The 21638-nt window shown below is 65.9% G+C and carries 21 protein-coding genes; 19 read left to right on the top strand and 2 right to left on the bottom strand.

Annotated elements, in window-relative coordinates:
* The first annotated feature begins 434 nt into the window (after positions 1 to 434).
* The 19 genes from GGD63_RS22135 (at position 435) to GGD63_RS22045 (ending at position 18807) form a co-directional block, all read left to right on the top strand.
* The gene (locus GGD63_RS22135) at positions 435 to 1526 is read left to right on the top strand and encodes a hydrogenase small subunit (protein WP_183245270.1); all 1092 of its coding nucleotides are present in this window, start codon (positions 435 to 437) and stop codon (positions 1524 to 1526) included.
* A gap of 22 nt (positions 1527 to 1548) precedes the next feature.
* Positions 1549 to 3339 carry a nickel-dependent hydrogenase large subunit gene (locus tag GGD63_RS22130; RefSeq protein ID WP_183245269.1) on the top strand — a complete coding sequence of 597 codons (1791 nt, stop codon included), beginning with the start codon at positions 1549 to 1551 and terminating at the stop codon, positions 3337 to 3339.
* A 12-nt stretch (positions 3340 to 3351) separates the two neighbouring features.
* Positions 3352 to 4095, top strand: coding sequence for a Ni/Fe-hydrogenase, b-type cytochrome subunit (gene cybH / locus GGD63_RS22125; protein WP_183245268.1), 744 nt, complete (start codon positions 3352 to 3354; stop codon positions 4093 to 4095).
* An 18-nt stretch (positions 4096 to 4113) separates the two neighbouring features.
* On the top strand, positions 4114 to 4692 hold the full coding sequence (locus GGD63_RS22120; protein ID WP_183245267.1) for a HyaD/HybD family hydrogenase maturation endopeptidase: 579 nt from the start codon (positions 4114 to 4116) through the stop codon (positions 4690 to 4692).
* Between the two features lie 21 nt (positions 4693 to 4713).
* Positions 4714 to 5010: a HypC/HybG/HupF family hydrogenase formation chaperone gene (locus GGD63_RS22115; protein ID WP_183245266.1), complete on the top strand. Its 297-nt coding sequence runs from the start codon at positions 4714 to 4716 to the stop codon at positions 5008 to 5010.
* A gap of 276 nt (positions 5011 to 5286) precedes the next feature.
* A complete protein-coding gene (locus tag GGD63_RS22110) occupies positions 5287 to 5733 on the top strand; it encodes a hydrogenase accessory protein (protein WP_183245265.1) in 447 nt (148 codons plus the stop codon).
* Positions 5730 to 6593, top strand: a complete 864-nt coding sequence (locus tag GGD63_RS22105) for a hydrogenase expression/formation protein (RefSeq protein ID WP_183245264.1) — start codon at positions 5730 to 5732, stop codon at positions 6591 to 6593. The genes GGD63_RS22110 and GGD63_RS22105 overlap by 4 nt, the downstream gene beginning before the upstream one ends.
* The gene (locus GGD63_RS22100; protein ID WP_183245263.1) at positions 6590 to 6799 is read left to right on the top strand and encodes a rubredoxin; all 210 of its coding nucleotides are present in this window, start codon (positions 6590 to 6592) and stop codon (positions 6797 to 6799) included. Before GGD63_RS22105 ends, GGD63_RS22100 begins: the two co-directional genes overlap by 4 nt.
* Complete coding sequence (gene hybE / locus GGD63_RS22095) at positions 6796 to 7311, top strand: [NiFe]-hydrogenase assembly chaperone HybE (RefSeq protein ID WP_183245262.1); 516 nt, start codon at positions 6796 to 6798, stop codon at positions 7309 to 7311. Before GGD63_RS22100 ends, hybE begins: the two co-directional genes overlap by 4 nt.
* Positions 7308 to 8390: a hypothetical protein gene (locus tag GGD63_RS22090; protein ID WP_183245261.1), complete on the top strand. Its 1083-nt coding sequence runs from the start codon at positions 7308 to 7310 to the stop codon at positions 8388 to 8390. Before hybE ends, GGD63_RS22090 begins: the two co-directional genes overlap by 4 nt.
* The gene (gene hypA / locus GGD63_RS22085) at positions 8383 to 8724 is read left to right on the top strand and encodes a hydrogenase maturation nickel metallochaperone HypA (protein WP_183245260.1); all 342 of its coding nucleotides are present in this window, start codon (positions 8383 to 8385) and stop codon (positions 8722 to 8724) included. Before GGD63_RS22090 ends, hypA begins: the two co-directional genes overlap by 8 nt.
* Positions 8724 to 9638 (top strand): hydrogenase nickel incorporation protein HypB, encoded by a 915-nt coding sequence (gene hypB, locus GGD63_RS22080; protein ID WP_183245259.1) that lies wholly within the window; start codon positions 8724 to 8726, stop codon positions 9636 to 9638. The genes hypA and hypB overlap by 1 nt, the downstream gene beginning before the upstream one ends.
* Positions 9638 to 11890, top strand: coding sequence for a carbamoyltransferase HypF (hypF, locus tag GGD63_RS22075; protein ID WP_183245455.1), 2253 nt, complete (start codon positions 9638 to 9640; stop codon positions 11888 to 11890). The genes hypB and hypF overlap by 1 nt, the downstream gene beginning before the upstream one ends.
* A complete protein-coding gene (locus tag GGD63_RS22070) occupies positions 11890 to 12126 on the top strand; it encodes a HypC/HybG/HupF family hydrogenase formation chaperone (RefSeq protein ID WP_183245258.1) in 237 nt (78 codons plus the stop codon). Before hypF ends, GGD63_RS22070 begins: the two co-directional genes overlap by 1 nt.
* A complete protein-coding gene (hypD, locus tag GGD63_RS22065; protein ID WP_183245257.1) occupies positions 12123 to 13265 on the top strand; it encodes a hydrogenase formation protein HypD in 1143 nt (380 codons plus the stop codon). The genes GGD63_RS22070 and hypD overlap by 4 nt, the downstream gene beginning before the upstream one ends.
* On the top strand, positions 13262 to 14302 hold the full coding sequence (gene hypE, locus GGD63_RS22060; RefSeq protein WP_183245256.1) for a hydrogenase expression/formation protein HypE: 1041 nt from the start codon (positions 13262 to 13264) through the stop codon (positions 14300 to 14302). Before hypD ends, hypE begins: the two co-directional genes overlap by 4 nt.
* Before the next feature lie 8 nt (positions 14303 to 14310).
* Positions 14311 to 16011, top strand: coding sequence for a hydrogenase maturation protein (locus GGD63_RS22055; protein WP_183245255.1), 1701 nt, complete (start codon positions 14311 to 14313; stop codon positions 16009 to 16011).
* Positions 16008 to 17465, top strand: coding sequence for a sigma-54 dependent transcriptional regulator (locus GGD63_RS22050; RefSeq protein WP_183245254.1), 1458 nt, complete (start codon positions 16008 to 16010; stop codon positions 17463 to 17465). Before GGD63_RS22055 ends, GGD63_RS22050 begins: the two co-directional genes overlap by 4 nt.
* Complete coding sequence (locus GGD63_RS22045) at positions 17440 to 18807, top strand: sensor histidine kinase (RefSeq protein ID WP_183245253.1); 1368 nt, start codon at positions 17440 to 17442, stop codon at positions 18805 to 18807. Before GGD63_RS22050 ends, GGD63_RS22045 begins: the two co-directional genes overlap by 26 nt.
* Positions 18808 to 18826: 19 nt before the next feature.
* On the opposite strand, the gene GGD63_RS22040 is transcribed toward GGD63_RS22045, so the two are convergent.
* Positions 18827 to 19975: an amidohydrolase gene (locus GGD63_RS22040; protein ID WP_183245252.1), complete on the bottom strand. Its 1149-nt coding sequence runs from the start codon at positions 19973 to 19975 to the stop codon at positions 18827 to 18829.
* Between the two features lie 425 nt (positions 19976 to 20400).
* Positions 20401 to 21594, bottom strand: a complete 1194-nt coding sequence (locus GGD63_RS22035) for a M20/M25/M40 family metallo-hydrolase (protein WP_183245251.1) — start codon at positions 21592 to 21594, stop codon at positions 20401 to 20403.
* Positions 21595 to 21638 lie beyond the last annotated feature (44 nt).

Here is a 21638-nt window from a genome sequence, read left to right as displayed (position 1 = left end):
CATCCTGAGGGCCCGCCAACGGCGGGCGTCTCGAAGGATGGCCACAGGGAAATTGCCTTCATATGCGATTGCCCTGCCGCTTGCGGGGGGAGGTCGGCGCGAAGCGCCGCGTGAGGGGGACTCTCCGCGAGCCAAACTCTCACCTTCCGCGCGGAGGCGGCCCTCGCACCCCGACCCTCTCAGCGCGAGCGAAGCTCGTCGCATCCCCGTAAGAACGGGGAGAGGGAGGAAAAATAGATCCGGAAACTTTGTTGCCGCCTGCAAATCGAATTGTTTCCGCTTCTCGCGCGCTCGGCACCTCGCGTACCGCTCATTTGAGAAATTCAAACGCGCAACGTTTTGGAATTTCTCCACTTTTGAATCACTCCAGGCTGTTGGCCTGCTTCTTGCTGTCCTTCGGCATCGAAAAGTCAAAGCCGAAGACGGGAGGATTCATGGGCGCGGCGACGGAGACGTTTTACAGCGTGATCAGACGGCAAGGGATCACGCGTCGAAGCTTTCACAAATTCTGCAGCCTGACGGCGACGAGCCTCGGGCTCGGCCCGCTGGCGGCGAGCCGCATTGCGAATGCGCTCGAGACCAAGCCGCGCGTGCCCGTTATCTGGATGCACGGCCTCGAATGCACCTGCTGCTCGGAGAGCTTCATCCGCTCCGCGCATCCGCTGGTGAAGGATGCCGTGCTGTCGATGATCTCGCTCGACTACGATGACACCATCATGGCCGCCGCCGGTCACCAGGCCGAAGCGATCCTCGAGGAGACCCGCGCCAAGTACAAGGGACAATACGTTCTTGCGGTCGAAGGCAATCCGCCGCTGAACGAGGGCGGCATGTTCTGCATCGACGGCGGCAAGCCGTTCGTCGAGAAGCTGAAGGTGATGGCCGAGGACGCCATGGCGATCATCGCCTGGGGCGCCTGCGCCTCCTGGGGCTGCGTGCAGGCGGCCAAGCCCAATCCGACCCAGGCGACCCCGATCGACAAGGTCATCACCAACAAGCCGATCATCAAGGTGCCGGGCTGTCCGCCGATCGCGGAAGTCATGACCGGCGTCGTCACCTTCATCACCACCTTCGGCAAATTGCCAGAGCTCGACCGCCAGGGCCGGCCGAAGATGTTCTACTCGCAGCGCATCCACGACAAGTGCTACCGGCGCCCGCATTTCGATGCCGGCCAGTTCGTCGAGGAGTGGGACGACGAGGCCGCGCGCAAGGGCTATTGCCTCTACAAGATGGGCTGCAAGGGTCCGACCACCTACAACGCCTGCTCGACGGTACGCTGGAACGGCGGCGTGTCCTTCCCGATCCAGTCGGGCCATGGCTGCATCGGCTGCTCGGAGGACGGCTTCTGGGACAAGGGCTCGTTCTACGACCGCCTCACCAACATCAAGCAATTCGGCATCGAGAAGAACGCGGACCAGATCGGCATGGCGGCGGCCGGCGCCGTCGGGGCCGCGGTCGCGGCGCATGCGGCGGTGACGGCGGTGAAGCGCCTCGCCAGCAAGCGCGAAGACGCCAAGCAAGATCATTAATCGATTTCAGGAAGCGCGAACGATGGGCATCCAGACACCTAACGGGTTCAAGCTCGACAATTCCGGCAAGCGCGTGGTCGTCGATCCGCTCACCCGGATCGAAGGTCACCTTCGCGTCGAGGTCAATGTCGACTCCGACAACGTGATCCGCAACGCGGTCTCCACCGGCACGATGTGGCGTGGTATCGAGACCATTCTGAAGGGTCGCGATCCGCGCGATGCCTGGGCGTTTACGGAGCGGATCTGCGGCGTCTGCACGGGAACGCACGCGCTCACCTCGGTGCGCGCGGTCGAGAACGCGCTTTCCATCACCATTCCGGACAACGCCAACTCGATCCGCAACATCATGCAGCTTTGCCTGCAGGTGCACGATCACCTCGTGCACTTCTATCACCTGCATGCGCTGGACTGGGTCGACATCGTCTCGGCGCTCAAGGCCGATCCGAAGGCGACCTCGGTGCTGGCGCAGTCGATCTCGTCCTGGCCGTTGTCCTCGCCGGGTTATTTCAAGGACCTGCAGATCCGGCTCACCAAGTTCGTCGAGTCCGGCCAGCTCGGTCCGTTCAAGAACGGCTATTGGGGCCATGCCGCCTACAAGCTGCCGCCCGAAGCCAATCTGATGGCGGTCGCGCATTATCTCGAGGCGCTCGATTTCCAGAAGGAGATCGTCAAGGTCCACACCATCTACGGCGGCAAGAACCCGCATCCGAACTGGCTGGTCGGCGGCGTGCCCTGCGCCATCAACGTCGACGGCACCGGTGCGGTCGGCGCCATCAACATGGAGCGGCTCAACCTCGTCTCCTCGATCATCGACCGCTGCATCGAATTCACCGAGAAGGTGTATCTGCCCGATGTCGTCGCGATCGGCTCGTTCTACAAGGACTGGCTCTATGGCGGCGGCCTGTCCGGCAAGAGCGTGATGTCCTATGGCGACATCCCCGAGACGGCCAACGATTACTCGGCGAAGAGCCTGAAGCTTCCGCGCGGCGTGATCCTCAACGGCAATCTCAACGAGGTGCTGCCGATCGATCACGGCGATCCCGAGCAGATTCAGGAGTTCGTCACGCACTCCTGGTACAAATACCCCGACGAGTCCAAGGGATTGCATCCCTGGGACGGCGTCACCGAGCCGAACTACGTGCTCGGTCCCAACGCCAAGGGCACCAAGACCGACATCAAGGAGCTCGACGAGGGCGGCAAGTACTCCTGGATCAAGGCGCCGCGCTGGCGCGGCAACGCCGTCGAGGTCGGGCCGCTCGCGCGCTACATCATCGGCTACGCCCAGAACAAGCCCGAGTTCAAGGAGCCGACCGAGAAGCTGCTCAAGACGCTCGGCCTGCCGGTGTCCGCCCTGTTCTCCACGCTCGGGCGCACCGCCGCGCGCGCGCTGGAATGCGAATGGGCCGCGCACCAGATGCGCTACTTCCAGGACAAGCTGGTGGCGCGCATCAAGGCCGGCGACAGCTCCACCGCCAATGTCGAGAAGTGGAAGCCGGAGAGCTGGCCGAAGGAAGCCAAGGGCTACGGCTTCACCGAGGCGCCGCGCGGCGCACTCGCGCACTGGATCAAGATCAAGGAGACCAAGATCGACAATTACCAGTGCGTGGTGCCGACCACATGGAACGGCTCGCCGCGGGATCCCAAGGGCAATATCGGCGCCTTCGAGGCCTCGCTGATGGATACGCCGATGGCGAATCCGGAGCAGCCGCTCGAGATCCTGCGCACCATCCACTCCTTCGACCCGTGCCTGGCTTGCTCGACCCATGTGATGAGCCCGGACGGCCAGGAGATGGCGACCGTCAAGGTCAGATAGGGAGGCGAAACCATGATGGATGCAGTTGCTCCAACCTCCGAAGCCAAGCCCGACCTGACGGCGATCGCCGCCGACGCCGCCGGAGAACAGGCGGTGGGCCGGCCCACCGTCTACGTCTACGAGGCGCCGGTGCGGATCTGCCATTGGGTGAATGCGGTCTCGATCCTGGTCCTGATGGTGACCGGCTATCTGATCGGCACGCCATTGCCGACGGTCGCCGGGGAGGCCTCCGACAACTTCGTGATGGGCTATATCCGCTTTGCCCATTTCGCGGCGGGGCAGGTGCTGGCGGTGTTCTTCCTCGCCCGCATCCTGTGGGCCTTCGTCGGCAACCACCATTCGCGGCAGATCTTCTACATTCCCGTGCATCGCGCGCAGTTCTGGAAGGAGGTCCTGCACGAGATCCGCTGGTACGCGTTCCTGGAGCGCGAGCCGAAGATGTATGTCGGCCACAATCCGCTGGCGCAGACCGCGATGTTCACGGGCTTCACGTTGTTCGTGGCCTTTATGATCGTCACCGGCTTTGCGCTCTATTCGGAGGGCACCGGGATCGACAGCTGGCAGCACAAGCTGTTCGGCTGGGTGTTCGCGATCTGGCCGAACAGCCAGGATGTGCACACCTGGCATCATCTCGGCATGTGGGCGCTGGTGATGTTCGTGCTGGTGCACATCTACGCCGCGATCCGCGAAGACATCATGTCGCGCCAGAGCATCATCTCCTCGATGGTCTCCGGCGAGCGGCAGTTCCGCGACTGAAAAAGAGAAGTGAGACCGATGCCGACATCCTCGCCAAACAACCGCACCCTGGTGCTCGGCATCGGCAACATCCTGTGGGCCGACGAAGGCTTTGGCGTGCGCGCGGTGGAGGAATTCCACCGCCGCTACACCGTGCCCGACAACGTCACCATCCTCGACGGCGGCACTCAGGGTCTCTATCTCGTCAACTATCTCGAGGAGGCTGACTGTCTGATCGTGTTCGACGCGATCGATTACGGGCTCGAGCCGGGACGCTTGAAGCTCGTGCGCGATGACGAGGTGCCGCGTTTCACCGGCGCCAAGAAGATGAGCCTGCACCAGACCGGTTTCCAGGAGGTGATCTCCGCGGCCGACCTGCTCGGCCGCTGCCCGAAGCATCTGGCGCTGATCGGCTGTCAGCCGCTCGATCTGGAGGACTGGGGCGGGCCGCTGACGCAGCCGGTGCGCGATCAGATCGCGCCGGCGATTGAACTTGCCTGCGAGGTGCTGGCCGGCTGGGGCGTCGCGGTGACCCCGCGCAGCGAGCCGTTGCCGGCCTCCGAGCGGCTGCTCACCAACGACATCGATCATCTCAGCTACGAGATGCGGCCGGCCTGATCGCCGTGGGAGAGTATCGCGATGTGCCTCGGCCTGCCGATGACGATTGTCGAGACGGATGGTGTCTCCGCCCTCTGCGAATTCCGCGGCGAGCAGCGTCGCGTCTCCATGCTGCTGCTGTCCAATCCTCCGGTCGGCGCCAAGGTGCTGGTCTATATCGACACCGCGATCCGGATGCTCGATGAGGAGGAGGCGCGCCTGATCGCGGATGCGATCGAAGGCCTCGGCGCGGCACTCAACGGCGAGGATTGCGACCGCTTCTTCGCCGACCTCATCGACCGCGAGCCGCAGCTCCCCGAGCACCTTCGGCTCGATTAGGCCGGCTACAGCCGCCCCCATCAAGCGCTACGACATCAGGACTCGCATCGGGCTTGCGGGCGCCGCGACGCGGCTGGAAGCTAACTTTCTATCTGCAAAGATAGTTCGCGCTCGATATGGAAAGTATGTTTGCATTGAAACTTGCCTTGCCACCCGTGTCCGAAAATAACTGATCCAGATCAATGAGATAAATCCGGAAAGGCGATAGTCGATCCTGGCACGTGCCTTGCTAACCTCTAATCCGAGCAGAATCATAAGCTTGTCAGGGGAGGTCTGATGGAATTCCAGGAGGGAAGGCAGGATCTGGCGCGGCGCGGCCTGCCCGAGATCGATGCCGCAACGGTCGATGGGTTTCTCCGCGCGGTCGACGGAGCCGGCGCCATCGCGGTGCTGTTGTCGGCGGGCGATCCCAAGCGCTTCCCGGAGGCCATCGACGTTGCGGTGGTGCTGCCGGAGCTGATCGACGCCTTCCAGGGACGGCTGCGTGGTGCGGTGATCGCGCGCGCGGCCGAGGCCGAGCTCGGCCAGCGATTTGGCGTGCGCGTGCAGCCGACGCTGATCTTCGTCGCCAAGGGCGAGACGCTCGGGCTGATCGCCAAGATCCAGGACTGGTCGGTCTATATCGATCGCATCACCAAGCTGATCGACCGACCGCGCGGTCAGAGCGCGGCCGTCGCGGCCACCATCATTCCCCAGCATCGCGGACAGGGTGTCGAATTATGAAAGCCGGTTTCTGGACTGCGCCGGAAGGTGCCGAGCAGCCGATCAGCGTGTTTCCGATCGGCGAGGAGAGTCTGAATGCCGCGAGCGGCAGCCTGACCGCCGCCGGCGCCCTGGCCAAACTCGCCACGCTCGACAGCGCCGAGCTCGCCAGGAGTTGCCCGAATGCGGTGGAGCTGCTGTCGAAGGTGGCGGATGTGATCGCCGGGCAGAAGGCCGATGCGCCGACGCAGCTGTTCCGGCTCGGCAATCTCAACGATCTCGAGCGACGGCTGATCGCCGACGTGCTCGGCGAGGGCGAGGTGGCCGGCGTCGTCGCGCTGCCGGACGGCTCGCTGGCGCAGATCCAGGAATCGGTGCTCGCCGGTCTCTGGCGCGTCAGGATCGAGACCGACGGCCATCACGAATATCTCGAGGTCGGCGCCATCCCCGAGATCGTGAAGCGCGCGGCCGCCGATCTGACATCCGCCGATTTCGAGATCGGGCAGCCGCCGGAAGGCGCCATGAACGTGCTGCCGGTGCTCGCGGAGATCCGCGAGCGTGCGCTGGCCTGGCGGCCCGGCGCCCGCTCGCAGATCATCAATTTCACGCTGCTGCCGATGAGTCCCATCGACATGAGCTTCCTGCAGCAGACGATCGGGAACGGGCCGATCCAGCTCGTCTCGCGCGGCTACGGCACCTGCCGTGTGCTCGCGACCGGAATCCGCAACGTCTGGTCGGTGCAGTTCTTCAACGCCATGGACACCATCATCCTCGATACGCTCGAGGTCGGCGGCGTGCCCACGGTCGCGATCGCGGCGGACGAGGATTTCGAAGACTCGGCCGAGCGCCTCAAGGAAATCATCGAGGCCTACTTCAAATGAGCGGATTCGAGAATTTCGGCGTGCGCCAGGATGTCACCGAGGTCACGCGGCTGGAATGCGGCATCTGCTGGACCGTCTATGATCCCGTGGACGGCGACGAGGTCGCGCAGATCGCGCCCGGCACGCCGTTTGCCGCGCTGCCGGAGGACTGGCACTGTCCGAACTGCGACGCCCCCAAAGCCAAATTCATGGCGATCGAGTCATGACGGGCGAGGCGCATAGGCTGCCGACCGACGCCGATGCGGCTGCATGGGGCGGACGGCTGGCCGATGCCTATCGCGAGATCGGCGATCGGGCGATGCGCGACCTGCCGATCTACAACGATGCGCTCGGCGTCGAGGCGGTCGGTTTTTGTGTGTTCAATGGGCAGATCGTCGGCATCATGGTCACGCCGTGGTTCATGAATGTGGTGATGCCGGCAGACCAGGTGGCGCGGGATGCCATGGGCGCAAGCCTGCGCGTCCGTCTGCCCGCCGGCGACATCGAGTTCGCGCTCGGCGAGGTCGCGCCCGTGGGCCGCATTGCGAGCTGCTCGCTGTTCTCGCCGATGTTCGCCTTCGCCGACATGCCAGCGGCGCTTGCGACGGCGGAAGCCGCGCTAGCCGAGCTGATGCTGCCGGCCGACAGCGAGGAAGCGGTTCGCCGCCGCGCCCCCGCGACGCCTGCGATCGACCGGCGCAATTTTCTGCGTGGCGTTCTGACGGAGCGGGGCGGATGAACCTGGCCTTCCGCAACGAGATCGCCATCACGGTGCTGCTCTCGGGCGGTGCGATCGCCGACGTCAAGGTCGAGCCGCGCAGCCGGCCGCCATTGACGCGTCTGTTTGCGGGAAAGCAGGCGGCCTCGCTGCTCGCGGTGCTGCCGCGGTTGTTCTCGCTTTGCTCGGCGGCGCACCAGGTGGCGTATCTCTCGGCGGTCGAAGCCGCGCGCGGCGAAGATGCTGCGCTCACGACGGTGCGCCGCCGCGTCACGGCCGTCATTGCGGAGCGGCTGACGGAATTGTTGCGAAGCCTGTTCATCGGGCGGCTCCCGCTCGATGGTGCGCGAGCCGCGTCCGTGCGCGCCATGATGCAGGCGGGTGCGGTGCTCTGCGGCGGCGTCGACGAGGCCGGGCCGGACTCGCCGCGGCGCGAGGCGGTGCTTCAGATCAAGTCCGCTCTCCGCGAGCTTGGGATTGCGGGCGAAGATCCGGCGCCCGGCAGCATGCTCGCAGCGTATCTCGCCGACCTCGACGGTGAGGCATTGTCGTCGCCGACGGCCGAGCAGTCATTTCTGACGGCGGCTGACGATCTCGAAATCGTCACGCGGCTGTTGCGTGACGGCGCGCACTATTCCGATGCGCCCGAACTCCATGGCCGGATTCCCGAGACCGGTGTCTGGGCCCGCAGGCGGCAGCCGGTCCTGCCGCCGGGCGCGGGCCCTGCCGAGCGTCTCAAGGCGCGGATTGCCGAGGTGGTTCGGCTCTGCGCCTGGCTCGAGGACGACGAGCAGGATCGCGACGACGGCCTCGTCGCGGCGTATCGTCTCGGCAGTGGCAAGGGCGCGGCCGCGGTCGAATGCGCGCGCGGCCGGCTCTATCACGCCGTCGAGCTCGATCCGGGGGATCGCATCGCCCGCTTCGAATTCCTGGCGCCGACCGAATGGAATTTTCATGCGCGCGGGCCGCTGGTCCGCAGCCTCAAGGGCGCGGTGCCCGCGCCCGGGCGGCGGGGACAGGATGCGGTGCGCGCGCTGGTCGATTCCTTCGATCCATGCGTCGGCTTCAATCTCAGCTTCCGCGAGGCCGGCCATGCATGAAATGGCGCTGTGCGAGGGCATCATCGGGATCGTGGAGGACGAGGCGCGCAAGCGCTCGTTCTCGAAGGTGAAGGTGGTGTGTCTCGAGATCGGCGTGCTCAGCCATGTCGCGCCGGAAGCGTTGCAGTTCTGCTTCGAGGCCGTTGCCGCGCGGACCATCGCGCAAGGCGCAAGGCTCGAGATCATCGAGACGCCGGGGACAGCCTGGTGCATGGCCTGCTCGAGTAGCGTCGAGATCAGGCAGCGTTACGAGCCGTGTCCGTCCTGCGGCAGCCATCAATTGCAGGTGACCGGCGGCGAAGAGATGCGTGTGAGAGAACTGGAGGTCGATTGATGTGCACGGTCTGTGGCTGTAGCGACGGCAAGACGTCCATCGAACATGCGCATGATCATCATCATGGGCACGACGGGCATCACCATGATCACGACCATGCTCACGACGGGCATCACCACCATCACGGCCACGGACATCACCATGGCGCGGTCCATGATCATGCGCCGGCGGACGCCGGCCTGCTCGATCGCGGCGCCAACCCGGCCGGGCAGACGATTGCCGGCCTGAGCAGCGACCGCATCATCCAGGTCGAGCGCGACATTCTCGGCAAGAACGACAGCCTGGCCACCGCCAATCGCGCCCGCTTCCGCGCCGACGAGGTGCTTGCCTTCAACCTTGTGTCGAGCCCCGGCGCCGGAAAGACCTCTCTGCTGGTCCGCGCCGTGTCGGAATTGAAGGACAGTTTCCCGGTCGGCGTCATCGAGGGCGACCAGCAGACCTCCAACGACGCCGAGCGCATCCGTGCCACCGGCGTCGCGGCGATCCAGGTCAACACCGGCAAGGGCTGTCATCTCGATGCGGCCATGGTCGGTGAGGCCTACGACCGACTGCCCTGGCTGAACGGCGGCCTCCTCTTCATCGAGAATGTCGGAAATCTGGTTTGTCCCGCCGCGTTCGACCTCGGCGAGGCCTGCAAGATCGTGGTGTTCTCGACCACCGAGGGCGAGGACAAGCCGCTCAAATACCCCGACATGTTCGCAGCCTCATCCTTGATGCTGATCAACAAGATCGATCTCGCGCCGGTGCTTGATTTCGATCTCGCCAGGACTGTCGAGTATGCGCGGCGGGTCAATCCTGAGATAGAGGTGCTGACGGTGTCGGCGCGTACGGGCGAAGGATTTTCGGCCTTCTATGCCTGGATCCGCAAGCGCTGGGCGAAGCTGAAGCAGACCGGAATGGTGGCACAGGGATGATGGGCGGCGAGGCCACGGCACGAGACGGCAAGAGGCTGCGCCTGCACGTGCGCGGTGCCGTGCAGGGCGTCGGCTTTCGTCCCTACGTCTATGGTCTCGCCACACGCTACCGCCTTGGCGGTTTCGTCGCCAACGATCCGCACGGCGTCGTCATCGAGATCGAAGGCGACCGCACCTCCGACTTCGTCACAGCCCTGCCGCTGGAGAAGCCGCCGCTGGCGCGCATCGACCAGATTTCAGTGCAGCCGATCGGCGCCGTCGCGAGCGGCGCGTTCTGCATCCGCGCCAGCGAGCAGGGCAGGGTGTCGACCCGGATCGTCGCGGACGCTGCGACCTGCTCGGACTGCCTGGGCGAGCTGTTCGATCCGGCGAGCCGCTTCCACCTCTATCCCTTCGTCAACTGCACCCATTGCGGTCCGCGCTACACCATCGCCGAGCGGCTGCCCTATGATCGCGCCGCGACCGCGATGAAGCGCTTCGCCATGTGCGCGGCCTGCGCCGCCGACTATGCCGATCCGGCAAGCCGCCGTTTCCATGCCGAGGCGATCGCCTGCCCGCAATGTGGCCCGCGGCTCAGCCATGACATCGCGGAGATCGCGGCTGCGATCGCCGCGGGCAGCATCGTGGCGATCAAGGGCCTCGGCGGCTACCAGCTGCTCTGCGATGCCCGCGATGATGAGGCCGTCGCGCGGCTGCGGCAACGCAAGCATCGCGACCAGAAGCCGTTTGCCGTGATGATCGGTTCGAAGGACGTCGTTGCCGAGATCGCCGAGGCCAGTGCTGCCGAGCTTGCCTTGCTCGAGACGACGGCGCGGCCGATCGTGCTGATGAATTCGCGCCGGCGCCTCGCGCCCGCGATCGCGCCAAAACTGACGCGAATTGGCATCATGCTGCCGGTCAGCCCGCTGCATCACCTGATCTTCCATGCCCTGCAATCTACCCATCCCCGCAGCGGCGAGAGCTGGGTCATCGTTGCGACCAGCGCCAATCCCGGTGGCGAGCCGCTCCTGATCGACAATGGCGAGGCCGAGCGGCGCCTTGCCGGCATCGCCGACCTCATCGTCACCCATGACCGCGACATCGTCACCCGCGCCGACGATTCCGTCGCATCGGTCGTCGCGGGCCGGACGCAATTCATCCGGCGTGCCCGCGGCTATGTTCCCGACCCGGTGCGCCTCGCGCGATCCGTCCCGCCGGTCCTCAGCGTCGGCGGCGCCCTGAAATCGACCGTGACGGTGACGCGCGGCAACGAGGCCTTCGTCTCCCAGCACATCGGCGATCTCGACACCGCCGAAGGCGTCCGCTTCTTCGAGGAGACGGTACGGCATCTGCTCTCGACGCTGGACGTCGATCCCGTCGTCGTCGCCCATGATCTGCATCCGAACATGGCTTCCACCCGCTTTGCCGAAGCGAGCGGAAAACGGCTGATCGCCGTCCAGCATCACCACGCCCATGCGGCCTCCGTGATGGCCGAACATGGTTTCGAGGGACCGGCGCTGGCGCTGGTGCTCGACGGCTTCGGCCATGGCAGCGATGGCGGCAATTGGGGTGGCGAGCTGCTCGCCTGCGAGGGCGCGCGCTTCCGGCGGCTCGGTCATCTCGCTCCGCTCAGGATGCCCGGCGGCGACCGCGCCGCGCGCGAGCCGTGGCGGATGGCCGCGAGCGTGCTGCATGATTTGCGGCGCGGCGCCGACATTGCATGCCGCTTTGCGGCGCAGCCGCAGGCGGCGCGCCTCTCCGCCTTGCTCGACCAGCGCGACCTGCCGACGACGACCAGCGCCGGCCGGCTGTTCGACGCAGTGGCCGGACTTCTCGAGGTCCAGGCGGTGCAGAGCTACGAGGGCGAGGCCGCGATGAAGCTGGAAGCGCTGGTTCGCCGGCCGCGCGTCGAGGCGGGCGGCTGGGCGATCGAGAAGGGCGTGCTCTCGCTTGTCCCGCTGCTTGGACGTCTCGCCAATGGCCCCGATCCGGTCGACGGTGCCGAGCTCTTCCACGGCACGTTTGCCGCCGCCTGTGTCGACTGGATCGTCCGCGCGGCGCGCCAGACCGGGATCACGACCGTCGCCTTGAGCGGCGGCTGCTTGCTTAACGCGATCATCAGCGCTGAGATCGAGCGCGGCTGCATCACTGCCGGCCTCACGCCGCTGCTGCCCCGCCAGCTGCCGCCCAATGATGGCGGCCTCAGCCTGGGGCAGGCCTGGGTCGCCGCCCTTCAACTCCTCGAACACCAAGGCCTGGAAGGAACTGCCTGATGTGTCTCGCCATACCCGCGGAGGTCACAAGACTCCTGCCTGACGAGATGGCCGTCGTCTCCATCGACGGCGTCAGCAAGGAGATTTCCGTCGCCCTGATCGAGGATCTCGCGGTCGGCGACTATGTCATCATCCATGTCGGCTATGCCTTGACCAGGATCGATCCCGAGGAAGCGCGGCGGACACTGGAGTTGTTGCGCGAGCTCAGCGCCGGGGGACAGGGAGCCGTGCCATGAAATACGCCGACGAGTTTCGCGACAAGGAGATCGCACTGGGACTGTCGAAGGCGATCCGCGCCGAGGCCGATCCGCAGAGATCCTATCGCTTCATGGAGTTTTGCGGCGGCCACACCCACGCGATCTCGCGCTATGGCCTCGAGGACATGCTGCCGAAGAACGTGCGGATGATCCATGGGCCGGGCTGCCCGGTCTGCGTGCTGCCCGCCGGGCGCATCGACATGGCGATCCGGCTCGCGATGCGGCCCGACATCATCCTGTGCGTCTACGGCGATTTGATGCGGGTGCCGGGCTCGCAGGGCGCCTCGCTGTTGAAGGCGAAGGCGCGCGGTGCCGACATCCGCATGGTCTACTCCACCATCGATGCGGTCAGGATCGCGGACGAGAACCCGGCGCGCGAGGTCGTGTTCTTCGCCATCGGCTTCGAGACCTCTACGCCGCCGACGGCGGTCATGATCCGCCTCGCCGAGAAGAAGCAGCTCGAGAACTTCAGCGTGTTCTGCAACCACGTGCTGACCCCGCCGGCGATGCAGAACATCCTGGAGAGCCCGGACATCCGCAGCATCGGCCGAGTCGAGATCGACGGTTTCGTCGGGCCGGCACATGTCTCGACCATCATCGGCACGGCGCCGTACGAGTTCTTTGCGGAGGAATTCGGCAAGCCGGTCGTGATCTCCGGCTTCGAGCCGCTCGACATGATGCAGGCGATCCTGATGCTGGTCCGCCAGGTCAACGAGCACAGGCACGAGGTCGAGAATCAGTACAGCCGTGCCGTCACCCGCGACGGCAATCTGCGCGCCAAGGAAGAGGTCTCCGACATCTTCGAGCTGCGCGACCAGTTCGAATGGCGCGGGCTCGGCCAGGTGCCCTATAGCGGGCTGAAGCTGAAGCGTAGTTACGCCAGATACGACGCCGAAATCCGCTTCGGGATGAACGAGCTGCGGGTCGACGACAATCCCGCCTGCGAATGCGGCGCCATCCTGCGCGGGGTGAAGAAGCCGGTCGACTGCAAGCTGTTCGGAACGGTGTGCACGCCCGAGACGCCGATGGGGTCGTGCATGGTCTCCTCGGAAGGCGCCTGCGCCGCGCACTGGACCTATGGCCGCTTCCGCGATCATCAGCAGAGGCGGGCGTCATGAAGTCCTATCAGCGCAAGCTCGATATCAGGAACGGCTGCGTCGATCTCTCCCACGGCTCCGGCGGCCGCGCCATGGCGCAGCTGATCTCGGGTCTGTTCCACGAGGCCTTCGGCAATGAATGGCTGGCGCGCGGCAACGACCAGTCGGCCTTCGACGTGCCGGCCGGACGCATGGTGATGACCACCGACGGCTATGTTGTCTCGCCGCTGTTCTTCCCCGGCGGCAATATCGGCTCGCTCGCCGTGCACGGCACCGTCAACGACATCGCCATGGCCGGCGCTCGGCCGCTGTACCTCTCCGCAAGCTTCATCATCGAGGAAGGCTTCCGCTTCTCCGACCTCAAGACGATTGCGGACGCGATGGGTGAAGCCGCGCGCGCTGCCGGCGTCCATATCATCACCGGCGACACCAAGGTGGTCGAGCGCGGCAAGGCCGACGGCCTGTTCATCTCCACCGCTGGCGTCGGCGTCGTGCCCGACGGGCTCGACCTGTCGGCCGAGAAGGCTCGTGTCGGCGATCGCGTGCTGATCTCCGGCACGCTCGGCGATCACGGCGTCGCCATCATGTCGAAGCGGCAGAATCTCGCCTTCGAGACCGAGATCGTCTCGGATTCGGCCTCGCTGCACGATCTCGTGGCGAAGATGGTCGCCGCCGGCGGCAAGGGGATCCGGCTGATGCGCGATCCGACCCGCGGCGGGCTTGCCGCCACGCTGAACGAGGTCGCGCAGCAATCGGGCCTCGGCTTCGGCTTGCAGGAGGAGGCGATCCCGGTGAAGCCGGGTGTCGCGGCGGCCTGCGAGCTGCTTGGCCTCGATCCGCTCTACGTCGCCAATGAAGGCAAGCTGGTGGCGATCGTATCGCCGGAGGTTGCGGACACCGTGCTCGCGGCGATGCGCGCGCATCCGCTCGGCCACGATGCCGCCGATATCGGCGAGGCCGTAGCCGACGATCACCACTTCGTGCAGATGGCGACGAGCTTTGGCGGCGGGCGGATCGTCGACTGGCTCTCCGGCGAGCAACTACCGAGGATTTGCTGAGGCCCACGATGCGCATCCTGCTGCTATCGCATTCCTTCAACAGCCTGACGCAGCGGCTGCATGTCGAGCTGCGTGAGCGTGGCCACGAGGTCTCGGTCGAGCTCGACATCCATGCCGACGTCACGCGCGAGAGCGTGGCGCTCTATCGGCCGGATCTGGTGATTGCGCCGTTCCTGAAGCGGGCGATCCCTGATGATGTCTGGCAGAGCGTGCGCTGCCTGATCGTCCATCCCGGCCCGCCCGGCGACCGCGGACCGGCCGCGCTCGACTGGGCGATCCTGGAGGGGGCCGGCGCGTGGGGCGTCACGGTGCTCGAGGCGGATGGCGAGTTCGACGCCGGCCCGGTCTGGGCGTTCCGCACCTTCCCGATGCGGCGCGCACCCAAGTCCAGCATCTATCGCAACGAGGTGACGTCTTGCGCGGTCGCGGCGGTGCTCGACGCCATCGCGGCGATCGAATCCGGACGCGCGGCTCCGCAGCCGATGCGCAGCGACGATCCGCGCATTCGCGTGCGCGGACCTTGCCGGCAGGCGGACCGGACCATCGACTGGCAGCACGACACGACGGCGACCGTCCTGCGCAAGATCGACAGCGCCGACGGCATGCCGGGGCTCGCCGACAGCCTGTTCTTTCAGGACGTCAGGCTGTTCGACGCGCATGAGGCGCACGACATTTCCGGCGTGCCCGGCACCGTCGTGGCCCAATGCGACGGCGCGCTGGCGCGCGCCACGGTCGATGGCGCGGTCTGGATCGGCCATGTCCGGCGGATCGCGCCGAAAAGCCTGAAGCTGCCGGCGGCAAAGGTCTTCGTGGCTGAGGCGGCCTACCTGCCGCACCGGCCCGGTTGCGGTTACGCTCCGATCCGATATCGCGAGCACGGCGAGGTCGGCGAGCTCGCGTTCTCCTTCTACAACGGCGCGATGAGCAGCGCCGACTGCGAGGCCTTGCTCGCCGCCTATCGCGCTGCACTGGCGCGCCCGACCAGGGTGCTGCTGCTGACCGGTGGCTGCGACTATTGGTCGAACGGCATTCACCTCGCCGAGATCGAGGCGGCCGAAAGCGCGGCCGATGAGTCCTGGCGCAACATCAATGCCATCGACGATCTCGCCCGCGCGATCATCGAGACCACCGACCGCCTGGTCGTCTCGGTCCTCCGCGGCAACGCCGGTGCGGGCGGCGTGTTCCTCAGCCTCGCCGCCGACGAGGTCTGGGCCAGCGACCAGATCGTGCTCAATCCGCATTACAAGGACATGGGCAATCTCTACGGATCGGAATACTGGACCTATCTGCTGCCACGGCGCGCCGGGGCTGCGAACGCGACCCGGATCACGCAATGCCGCCTGCCGATGGGCGTGGCGGAAGCCCGGCGTCTCGGCATCGTCGATCGCGTGCTGTCAGGCGCGGAGCTGGCGGACGCAAGCCTCGTTGAGCGCGGCGCCGCCATGGCGTCGGATGCCGGCCTTGCCGCGCGCCTTGCCGGCAAGCAGCAGCGGCGCGCGACGGATGAAGCCGCAAAACCCTTGCAGGCCTACCGCGACGAGGAGCTGCGGCGGATGAAGCAGAATTTCTACGGCTTCGATCCGAGCTATCACGTCGCGCGCTACAACTTCATTCACAAGGTGCCGAAATCGCGCACGCCCTTGACCATCGCCAGCCACCGGTCAAGGCGGGTGGCCGAGCGGCCCGTTGCCATGGCGGTGCCGTCATGAGCGCTCAGGGGACCGTTCTTGTCGTCGACGACGAAGTGCGCTCGCAGGAAGCGCTGCGGCGCGTGCTGAGGGAGGATTTCGAGGTGCTCTGCGTCGGCAATGCGGCCGACGCGGAGAAGCTGCTGGAGGGGGAGATCGTCCACGCGATCCTCTGTGACCAGCGGATGCCGCACGAATCCGGCGTGAGCTTCTTGAAGCGCGTGCGCGAGCTCTGGCCGGATCCGGTGCGGATGATCATCTCGGGCTATTCCGACTCCGAGGACATCATCGCAGGCCTGAACGAGGCCGGCATCTATCAGTACATCACAAAGCCCTGGCAGCCGGACCAGCTGGTCGAGACCGTCAAGGAGGCGGTCCAGCTCTATCGCTTGCAGAAGGAGACGGAGACCGCCGGCGTCGACGTCAAGGCGACGTCGGGTCACATCAAGAAGGTGGTTTCGGTCAAGCGCGGCGTGGCCAAGCAGCTCTACGACTTCGACCGCATCGTGCATTCGGCGGAAAGCCCGATGCACGGCGTGATCGAGCTTGGCCGGCGCGCCGCCGACTACGACATCTCGGTTCTGATCACCGGCGAATCCGGCACCGGCAAGGAGCTGCTGGCGCGCGCCATCCATTACGGCTCGGCCAGGGCCGGCAAGGCGTTCGTGGTCGAGAACTGCGGCGCCCTGCCGGACGAGCTGCTGGAGAGCGAGCTGTTCGGCTGCAAGAAGGGCGCCTTCACCGGCGCCTACCAGGATCGCATCGGCCTGTTCGAGGTCGCCGACGGCGGCACGATCTTCCTCGACGAGATCGGCGAGACCTCGCCGGCGTTCCAGGTCAAGCTGCTGCGCGTGCTGCAGGAGAGCGAGATCCGGCCGCTCGGCGCGCAGCGCGTGCGCAAGGTCGACGTGCGCGTGGTGGCGGCGACCAACCGCGACCTCGAGGCCGAGGTCGAAGCCGGCCGCTTCCGGCGCGACCTGTATTACCGTCTCGCTGCGTTCCCGGTGCACATGCCGGCATTGCGCGAGCGTCCGATGGACATCCCGCTGATCGCGGAGGGCGTGCTGTCGGCGGTCAAGATCTCGTTCAACCGGCCGAGCCTGCGCTTTGCGCGTTCGGCGCTGGATGAGTTCGCCAAATATCATTGGCCGGGCAACGTGCGCGAGCTCCAGAACGAGATCCAGCGCATGGCGGTCCTTGCCGACCAGGACGAGCTGCGTGCCCCACCGCTGCTTGGGCGCCGCAATGGCAAGCGGTCCGCGCCGGTCCCGTCGCACGGCAAGCTGAATGGATCGGCCTCCCTCAAGGACAAGGTGGAGGATCTCGAGAAGTCGGTTATCATGACCTATCTGGAGAGGTACGACGGAAATATCAGCCGTGTCGCCAGCGAGCTGGGCCTGTCACGGGTCGGACTCAGGAACAAGCTGTCCAGGTATGATCTGAGAAAAAATGCCAAAGGCGACGCATTCTCCTGACGCGAGCGAGACGGATTCGCTGCTCAAGCTGGTCACCAGCGGCGGCGCGATCGAGTTCGATCGCGAGCGCGAAGGCGCCTGGATCGAAGTCATCCGCAAGATGGACGAGGTCTACTCCGACCTGCTGCGCTATGAGGTCGATCTCGAGCACAAGAACGCGGAGCTGGAAGAAGCGCAGGCCTTCGTCACCAACGTCATCGAGTCCGTCTCCGACATCCTCATCGTCTGCGACGCGAAGGGGTCGGTTCAGCAGGTCAATTCCGCGTTCCAGCGCACGCTCGGCCGTGGCCATGACGAGATCGTCGGCAAGAAGATGGCCGACATCATCGACGCCGCGGACTTCACCAAGCTGGCGTGGCTGCTGAAGCCGCGCGGGACATCCGACGTGGTGGACGGCGAGCTCAGGTTTTCGGCCGATGGCGGCAGTTCGGACCTGTTTGCGATCAACAGCTCGCCCCGGCACGACCACCGCGGACGCTTCATCGGCGTGGTTCTGACCGGACGGCCGATCGGCGAGCTTCGGCGTGCGTATGAGGCTCTGCACAAGGCTCATCACGAGCTTCAGCGCGCGCAGCGGCAGCTGGTCGAGCAGGAGAAGATGGCGAGCCTCGGCCGCCTCGTTGCAGGCGTCGCCCATGAGCTGAACAATCCGATCAGTTTCGTCTACGGCAACATCCACACCCTGACGCGCTATCGCACGGCGATTGTGGCCTATCTCGATGCCATTCATGGAGACGCGGGGGCCGACGACCTCGCGGCGTTGAGAAAGCGCCTTCGCGTCGACGACATCCTGGAGGATTTCGGCCCGCTGATCGAAGGCACCATGGAAGGCGCCGTCCGGATCAGCGAGATCGTGAAGAACCTGCGCCGGCTCTCCTTCAGCCGGCTCGGCGAGTTCGAGCGCGTCAACATCGAGCGGCTGATCAACACGGCCGTGCTGTGGGCCGTCCGCACCAAGAACGTGCGCCTGGACGTGCAGATCGAGGTCGAGCCCGAACTGTGGATATCCGGCAACGAGGGGCAGCTGCACCAGGTGATCGTCAATCTCGTCGAGAACGCCATCGATGCGATGCGGAGCACGGCGTCACCGCGGCTGGTCGTCTCGGCCGCGCGCAAGGGCAACGAGATCCTGGTCAGGATCTCCGACAACGGACCGGGCATCCTCGAGGATCACATCAACCATATTTTCGAGCCGTTCTTCACCACCAAGCAGGTCGGTGAAGGCACCGGGCTCGGCCTGTGGATCAGCTACGGGATCGTGCGCGAGCACGGCGGCGAGCTGTCCGCGGTCAACGAACCGGACGGGGGCGCCACGTTCTCCTTCCAGTTGCCGGCGGTCTAGAGCATGATCCGGCAAAGCTCTAGTTCGCGCTCAGCGCCGACTTGGCGACCTCGGCCATCCAGCTGGAGGCCACGGGAAGGATCGCGTCGTTGAAATCGTAGCGCGGGCCGTGCAGCTCGGCACCGTCGCGCAATTCGCCGTTGCCGATCCAGACGAAGGCGCCGGGCCGATTCTTGAGATAGAAGGCGAAGTCCTCGCCGGCCATGCTCGGTGCGAGGTCGCGGCGAACGGGCGCCTGCACCTTCTCGGCGGCGAGGCGCGCGAGACCAGCCTCGGCCGGAGTGTTGATCACCACGCCGACGCCCATGACGATCTCGGGCGTGACCTTGACGCCGAAGCTCGTGGCGATGCCGGCGCAGGTCCGTTCGATCCCACCCAGGATGGTGTCCTTGATCTCGTCGCGATGAAACCGCAGCGTGCCGCGGATCGTGACGCCTCCGGCGATCTGGTTCGGCGCGGTGCCGCCCTCGATCGTGCACAGCGAGAGCACCGCGGTGTCGAGCGGATCGACGCTGCGCGAGACGATCGATTGCAGCGCCACGATCAGATGGCCGGCCGCCACCACCGGATCGCGCGTCAGATGCGGCATGCCGGCGTGCCCGGCATGGCCCTCGATGGTGATGGTGACGCGCCCGCCGGAGGCCATGACGACGCCGTCATGGACAGCGATGCTGCCGGCCTGAAGGCCGGGCCAGTTGTGGAAGCCGAACACCCGCTCCATCGGGAAGCGCTCGAGCAGCCCGTCCGCGACCATCGTGCGCGCGCCGCCATAGCCTTCCTCGGCGGGCTGGAAGATGAAATCGACCGTGCCGCTCCAGCTCGTATCGGCGGCGAGCAGCGCGGCGGCGCCGAGCAGCGAGGTGGTGTGCCCGTCATGGCCGCAGGCATGCATCACGCCGGGATTGGTCGAGGCGTAGGGCAGGCCGGTGTCTTCGGTGATCGGCAGCGCATCCATGTCGGCGCGCAGGCCGACGCGGCCCTGCGCCGATCCGCGCCTCAAGGTCGCGACGATGCCGTGGCCGCCGACGCCTCCCTCGAAGGGAATGCCGAGCTCGGTGAGCTTGTCCTGCACGAAGGCGGCGGTCGCCTTCTCCTGGAGCGACAGTTCGGGATGGGCATGAAGATGCCGGCGCCACGCGGTCAGTTTCTGGTGCAGTTCAGGTGTCAAGGCAGGGGATCTTTCACTGGGAGGGCCGGCTTGCAGCCAGCATAACCGAATATTGGGCCGCCGCATCAAGCGCCAGCGAATGCCTCGCGTGCAGCAATGCGCGCCGCTTTTTCCCTGTCATTCCGGGGCGCGCCCCCTGGGCGCGAACCCGGAATCCATCGCGCGGCAATCTCTGCGGCCCAATGGATTCTCAGATGCGCAATTGCGCATCGTAGCTCGCCACTTCGTCGCGCCCCGGAATGACGAGCAATGGGTGTCACGTTCGATCTCTTCTTCGTAGGGTGGGTTAGCTGGCGGATGCGCGAAGCGCAGTCCGCTGGCGTAACCCACCACTTCTGTCGCCGCGGATGGATACAATGGTGGGTTACGCCTAGCGGTTTGCGCTTCGCGCAATTCGCGAGGCTAACCCACCCTACAAACCCAGCTCACCGCATCGTCGCGAGCTGCACGGCCAGCGCACACGCGCGATCATATTCGTCGAGATTGATCCATTCGTCGACCGTGTGCGCCTCGTTCTGTCCCGCGCCGAAGGTCACGGTCGGAATGCCGTGGCGGACCATCCAGTTGGCATCGAGGCCGCCATTGGCGGCGCGCACGTTCGGGGTGCCGCCGACCGCAGACACCGCCTCGATCGCGCGTTTGACGACGGGGAGGCTCTCCTTCATGCGGAACGGATAATAATCGGTCTCGGCCTTGAACTTGACCTTGCCTGACTTGCCTTGCGCGTTCGTCACCTTCTTCGCCGCCTTCTCGAACGCGGCCTTGTAGGCCTTGGTGATCTCCTTGAAGAATTTTCCATCATGGCTGCGGCATTCGCCGCGCACATGGACGTAGTCGGTGACGACGTTGGTGGCATCGCCCGCGGGACGGCCTTCGCCGCCGGTGACGGGGCCGACATTGCTGGTGCCTTGCTGCTTGCCCTTCACCACCTTGCCGAACCAGCCGCCGGCCTTCACGTCGGCAAGCGCGAGGGCCATGATCATGGTCGAGGAGATGCCGCGCTCGGGCGCGACCCCCGCATGCGAGGCACGGCCGAAGATCTCGACGGTCCAGCGGTCGGCGCCGACGGCCCCGATCACGACGTTGGAAGCCGAGCCGCCGTCATAGTTGAACGCCATCACGGGCGAGCCGAGCTCGTCCAGCTTGACGTGGCGCGCACCATAGAGCCCGCTCTCCTCGCGCACGCAGAACAGCAGCGTGATCGGCGGATGATCGAGCTTCTGCTTGGCGAGCTCGGCGGCCAGCGTCACCAGCACGCCGCAGCCGCAGCGATTGTCGCCGCCGAGCGCGGTCCTGGCCTCGTTGACGATCTTGCGCCCCGACTTCTTCGGCTTGGCGCCGGCGCATAGCGGCACCGTGTCCATGTGGGTCATGAACATGATCCGCGGCTGGTTGTGCAGCGCGCCGCGGCCGGGCAGGTCGACGATGAGATTGCCGGTCTCGGTCGGCACCGGAATGCGGCTGTTGGCATCGTCGAGCCGGATCGCCTTGCCCGGCACGCCGGCCTCCTTCAGCGCGGCTGTGAGCTCACGCCCGATCGCCGCCTCCTGTCCGGTGACGCCCTCGACAGCGAGGAAGCGCATGAGACGATCGGTGGCGGCTTGGTGGTCGACAGGCATGGACTCGAATTCCCCTGATGCAGATAGCGGCGCAGCATCCACTG

Source organism: Bradyrhizobium sp. cir1 (genome assembly GCF_014198245.1).
Taxonomy (GTDB): Bacteria; Pseudomonadota; Alphaproteobacteria; order Rhizobiales; family Xanthobacteraceae; genus Bradyrhizobium.
The sequence above is the reverse complement of the archived record's forward strand: the minus strand, read 5'-3'. Positions and strand labels throughout refer to the sequence as shown.

Coding starts and splice junctions, on each gene's coding strand:
- GGD63_RS22110 (WP_183245265.1), top strand. CDS start 5,287: ATGGAATTCCAGGAGGGAAGGCAGGATCTGGCGCGGCGCGGCCTGCCC.
- hypE (WP_183245256.1), top strand. CDS start 13,262: ATGAAGTCCTATCAGCGCAAGCTCGATATCAGGAACGGCTGCGTCGAT.
- GGD63_RS22050 (WP_183245254.1), top strand. CDS start 16,008: ATGAGCGCTCAGGGGACCGTTCTTGTCGTCGACGACGAAGTGCGCTCG.
- hypF (WP_183245455.1), top strand. CDS start 9,638: ATGGGCGGCGAGGCCACGGCACGAGACGGCAAGAGGCTGCGCCTGCAC.
- GGD63_RS22115 (WP_183245266.1), top strand. CDS start 4,714: ATGTGCCTCGGCCTGCCGATGACGATTGTCGAGACGGATGGTGTCTCC.
- GGD63_RS22120 (WP_183245267.1), top strand. CDS start 4,114: ATGCCGACATCCTCGCCAAACAACCGCACCCTGGTGCTCGGCATCGGC.
- GGD63_RS22135 (WP_183245270.1), top strand. CDS start 435: ATGGGCGCGGCGACGGAGACGTTTTACAGCGTGATCAGACGGCAAGGG.
- GGD63_RS22055 (WP_183245255.1), top strand. CDS start 14,311: ATGCGCATCCTGCTGCTATCGCATTCCTTCAACAGCCTGACGCAGCGG.
- GGD63_RS22105 (WP_183245264.1), top strand. CDS start 5,730: ATGAAAGCCGGTTTCTGGACTGCGCCGGAAGGTGCCGAGCAGCCGATC.
- GGD63_RS22045 (WP_183245253.1), top strand. CDS start 17,440: ATGCCAAAGGCGACGCATTCTCCTGACGCGAGCGAGACGGATTCGCTG.
- hypD (WP_183245257.1), top strand. CDS start 12,123: ATGAAATACGCCGACGAGTTTCGCGACAAGGAGATCGCACTGGGACTG.
- hypA (WP_183245260.1), top strand. CDS start 8,383: ATGCATGAAATGGCGCTGTGCGAGGGCATCATCGGGATCGTGGAGGAC.
- cybH (WP_183245268.1), top strand. CDS start 3,352: ATGATGGATGCAGTTGCTCCAACCTCCGAAGCCAAGCCCGACCTGACG.
- GGD63_RS22035 (WP_183245251.1), bottom strand. CDS start 21,594: ATGCCTGTCGACCACCAAGCCGCCACCGATCGTCTCATGCGCTTCCTC.
- GGD63_RS22100 (WP_183245263.1), top strand. CDS start 6,590: ATGAGCGGATTCGAGAATTTCGGCGTGCGCCAGGATGTCACCGAGGTC.
- hybE (WP_183245262.1), top strand. CDS start 6,796: ATGACGGGCGAGGCGCATAGGCTGCCGACCGACGCCGATGCGGCTGCA.
- GGD63_RS22070 (WP_183245258.1), top strand. CDS start 11,890: ATGTGTCTCGCCATACCCGCGGAGGTCACAAGACTCCTGCCTGACGAG.
- hypB (WP_183245259.1), top strand. CDS start 8,724: ATGTGCACGGTCTGTGGCTGTAGCGACGGCAAGACGTCCATCGAACAT.
- GGD63_RS22090 (WP_183245261.1), top strand. CDS start 7,308: ATGAACCTGGCCTTCCGCAACGAGATCGCCATCACGGTGCTGCTCTCG.
- GGD63_RS22130 (WP_183245269.1), top strand. CDS start 1,549: ATGGGCATCCAGACACCTAACGGGTTCAAGCTCGACAATTCCGGCAAG.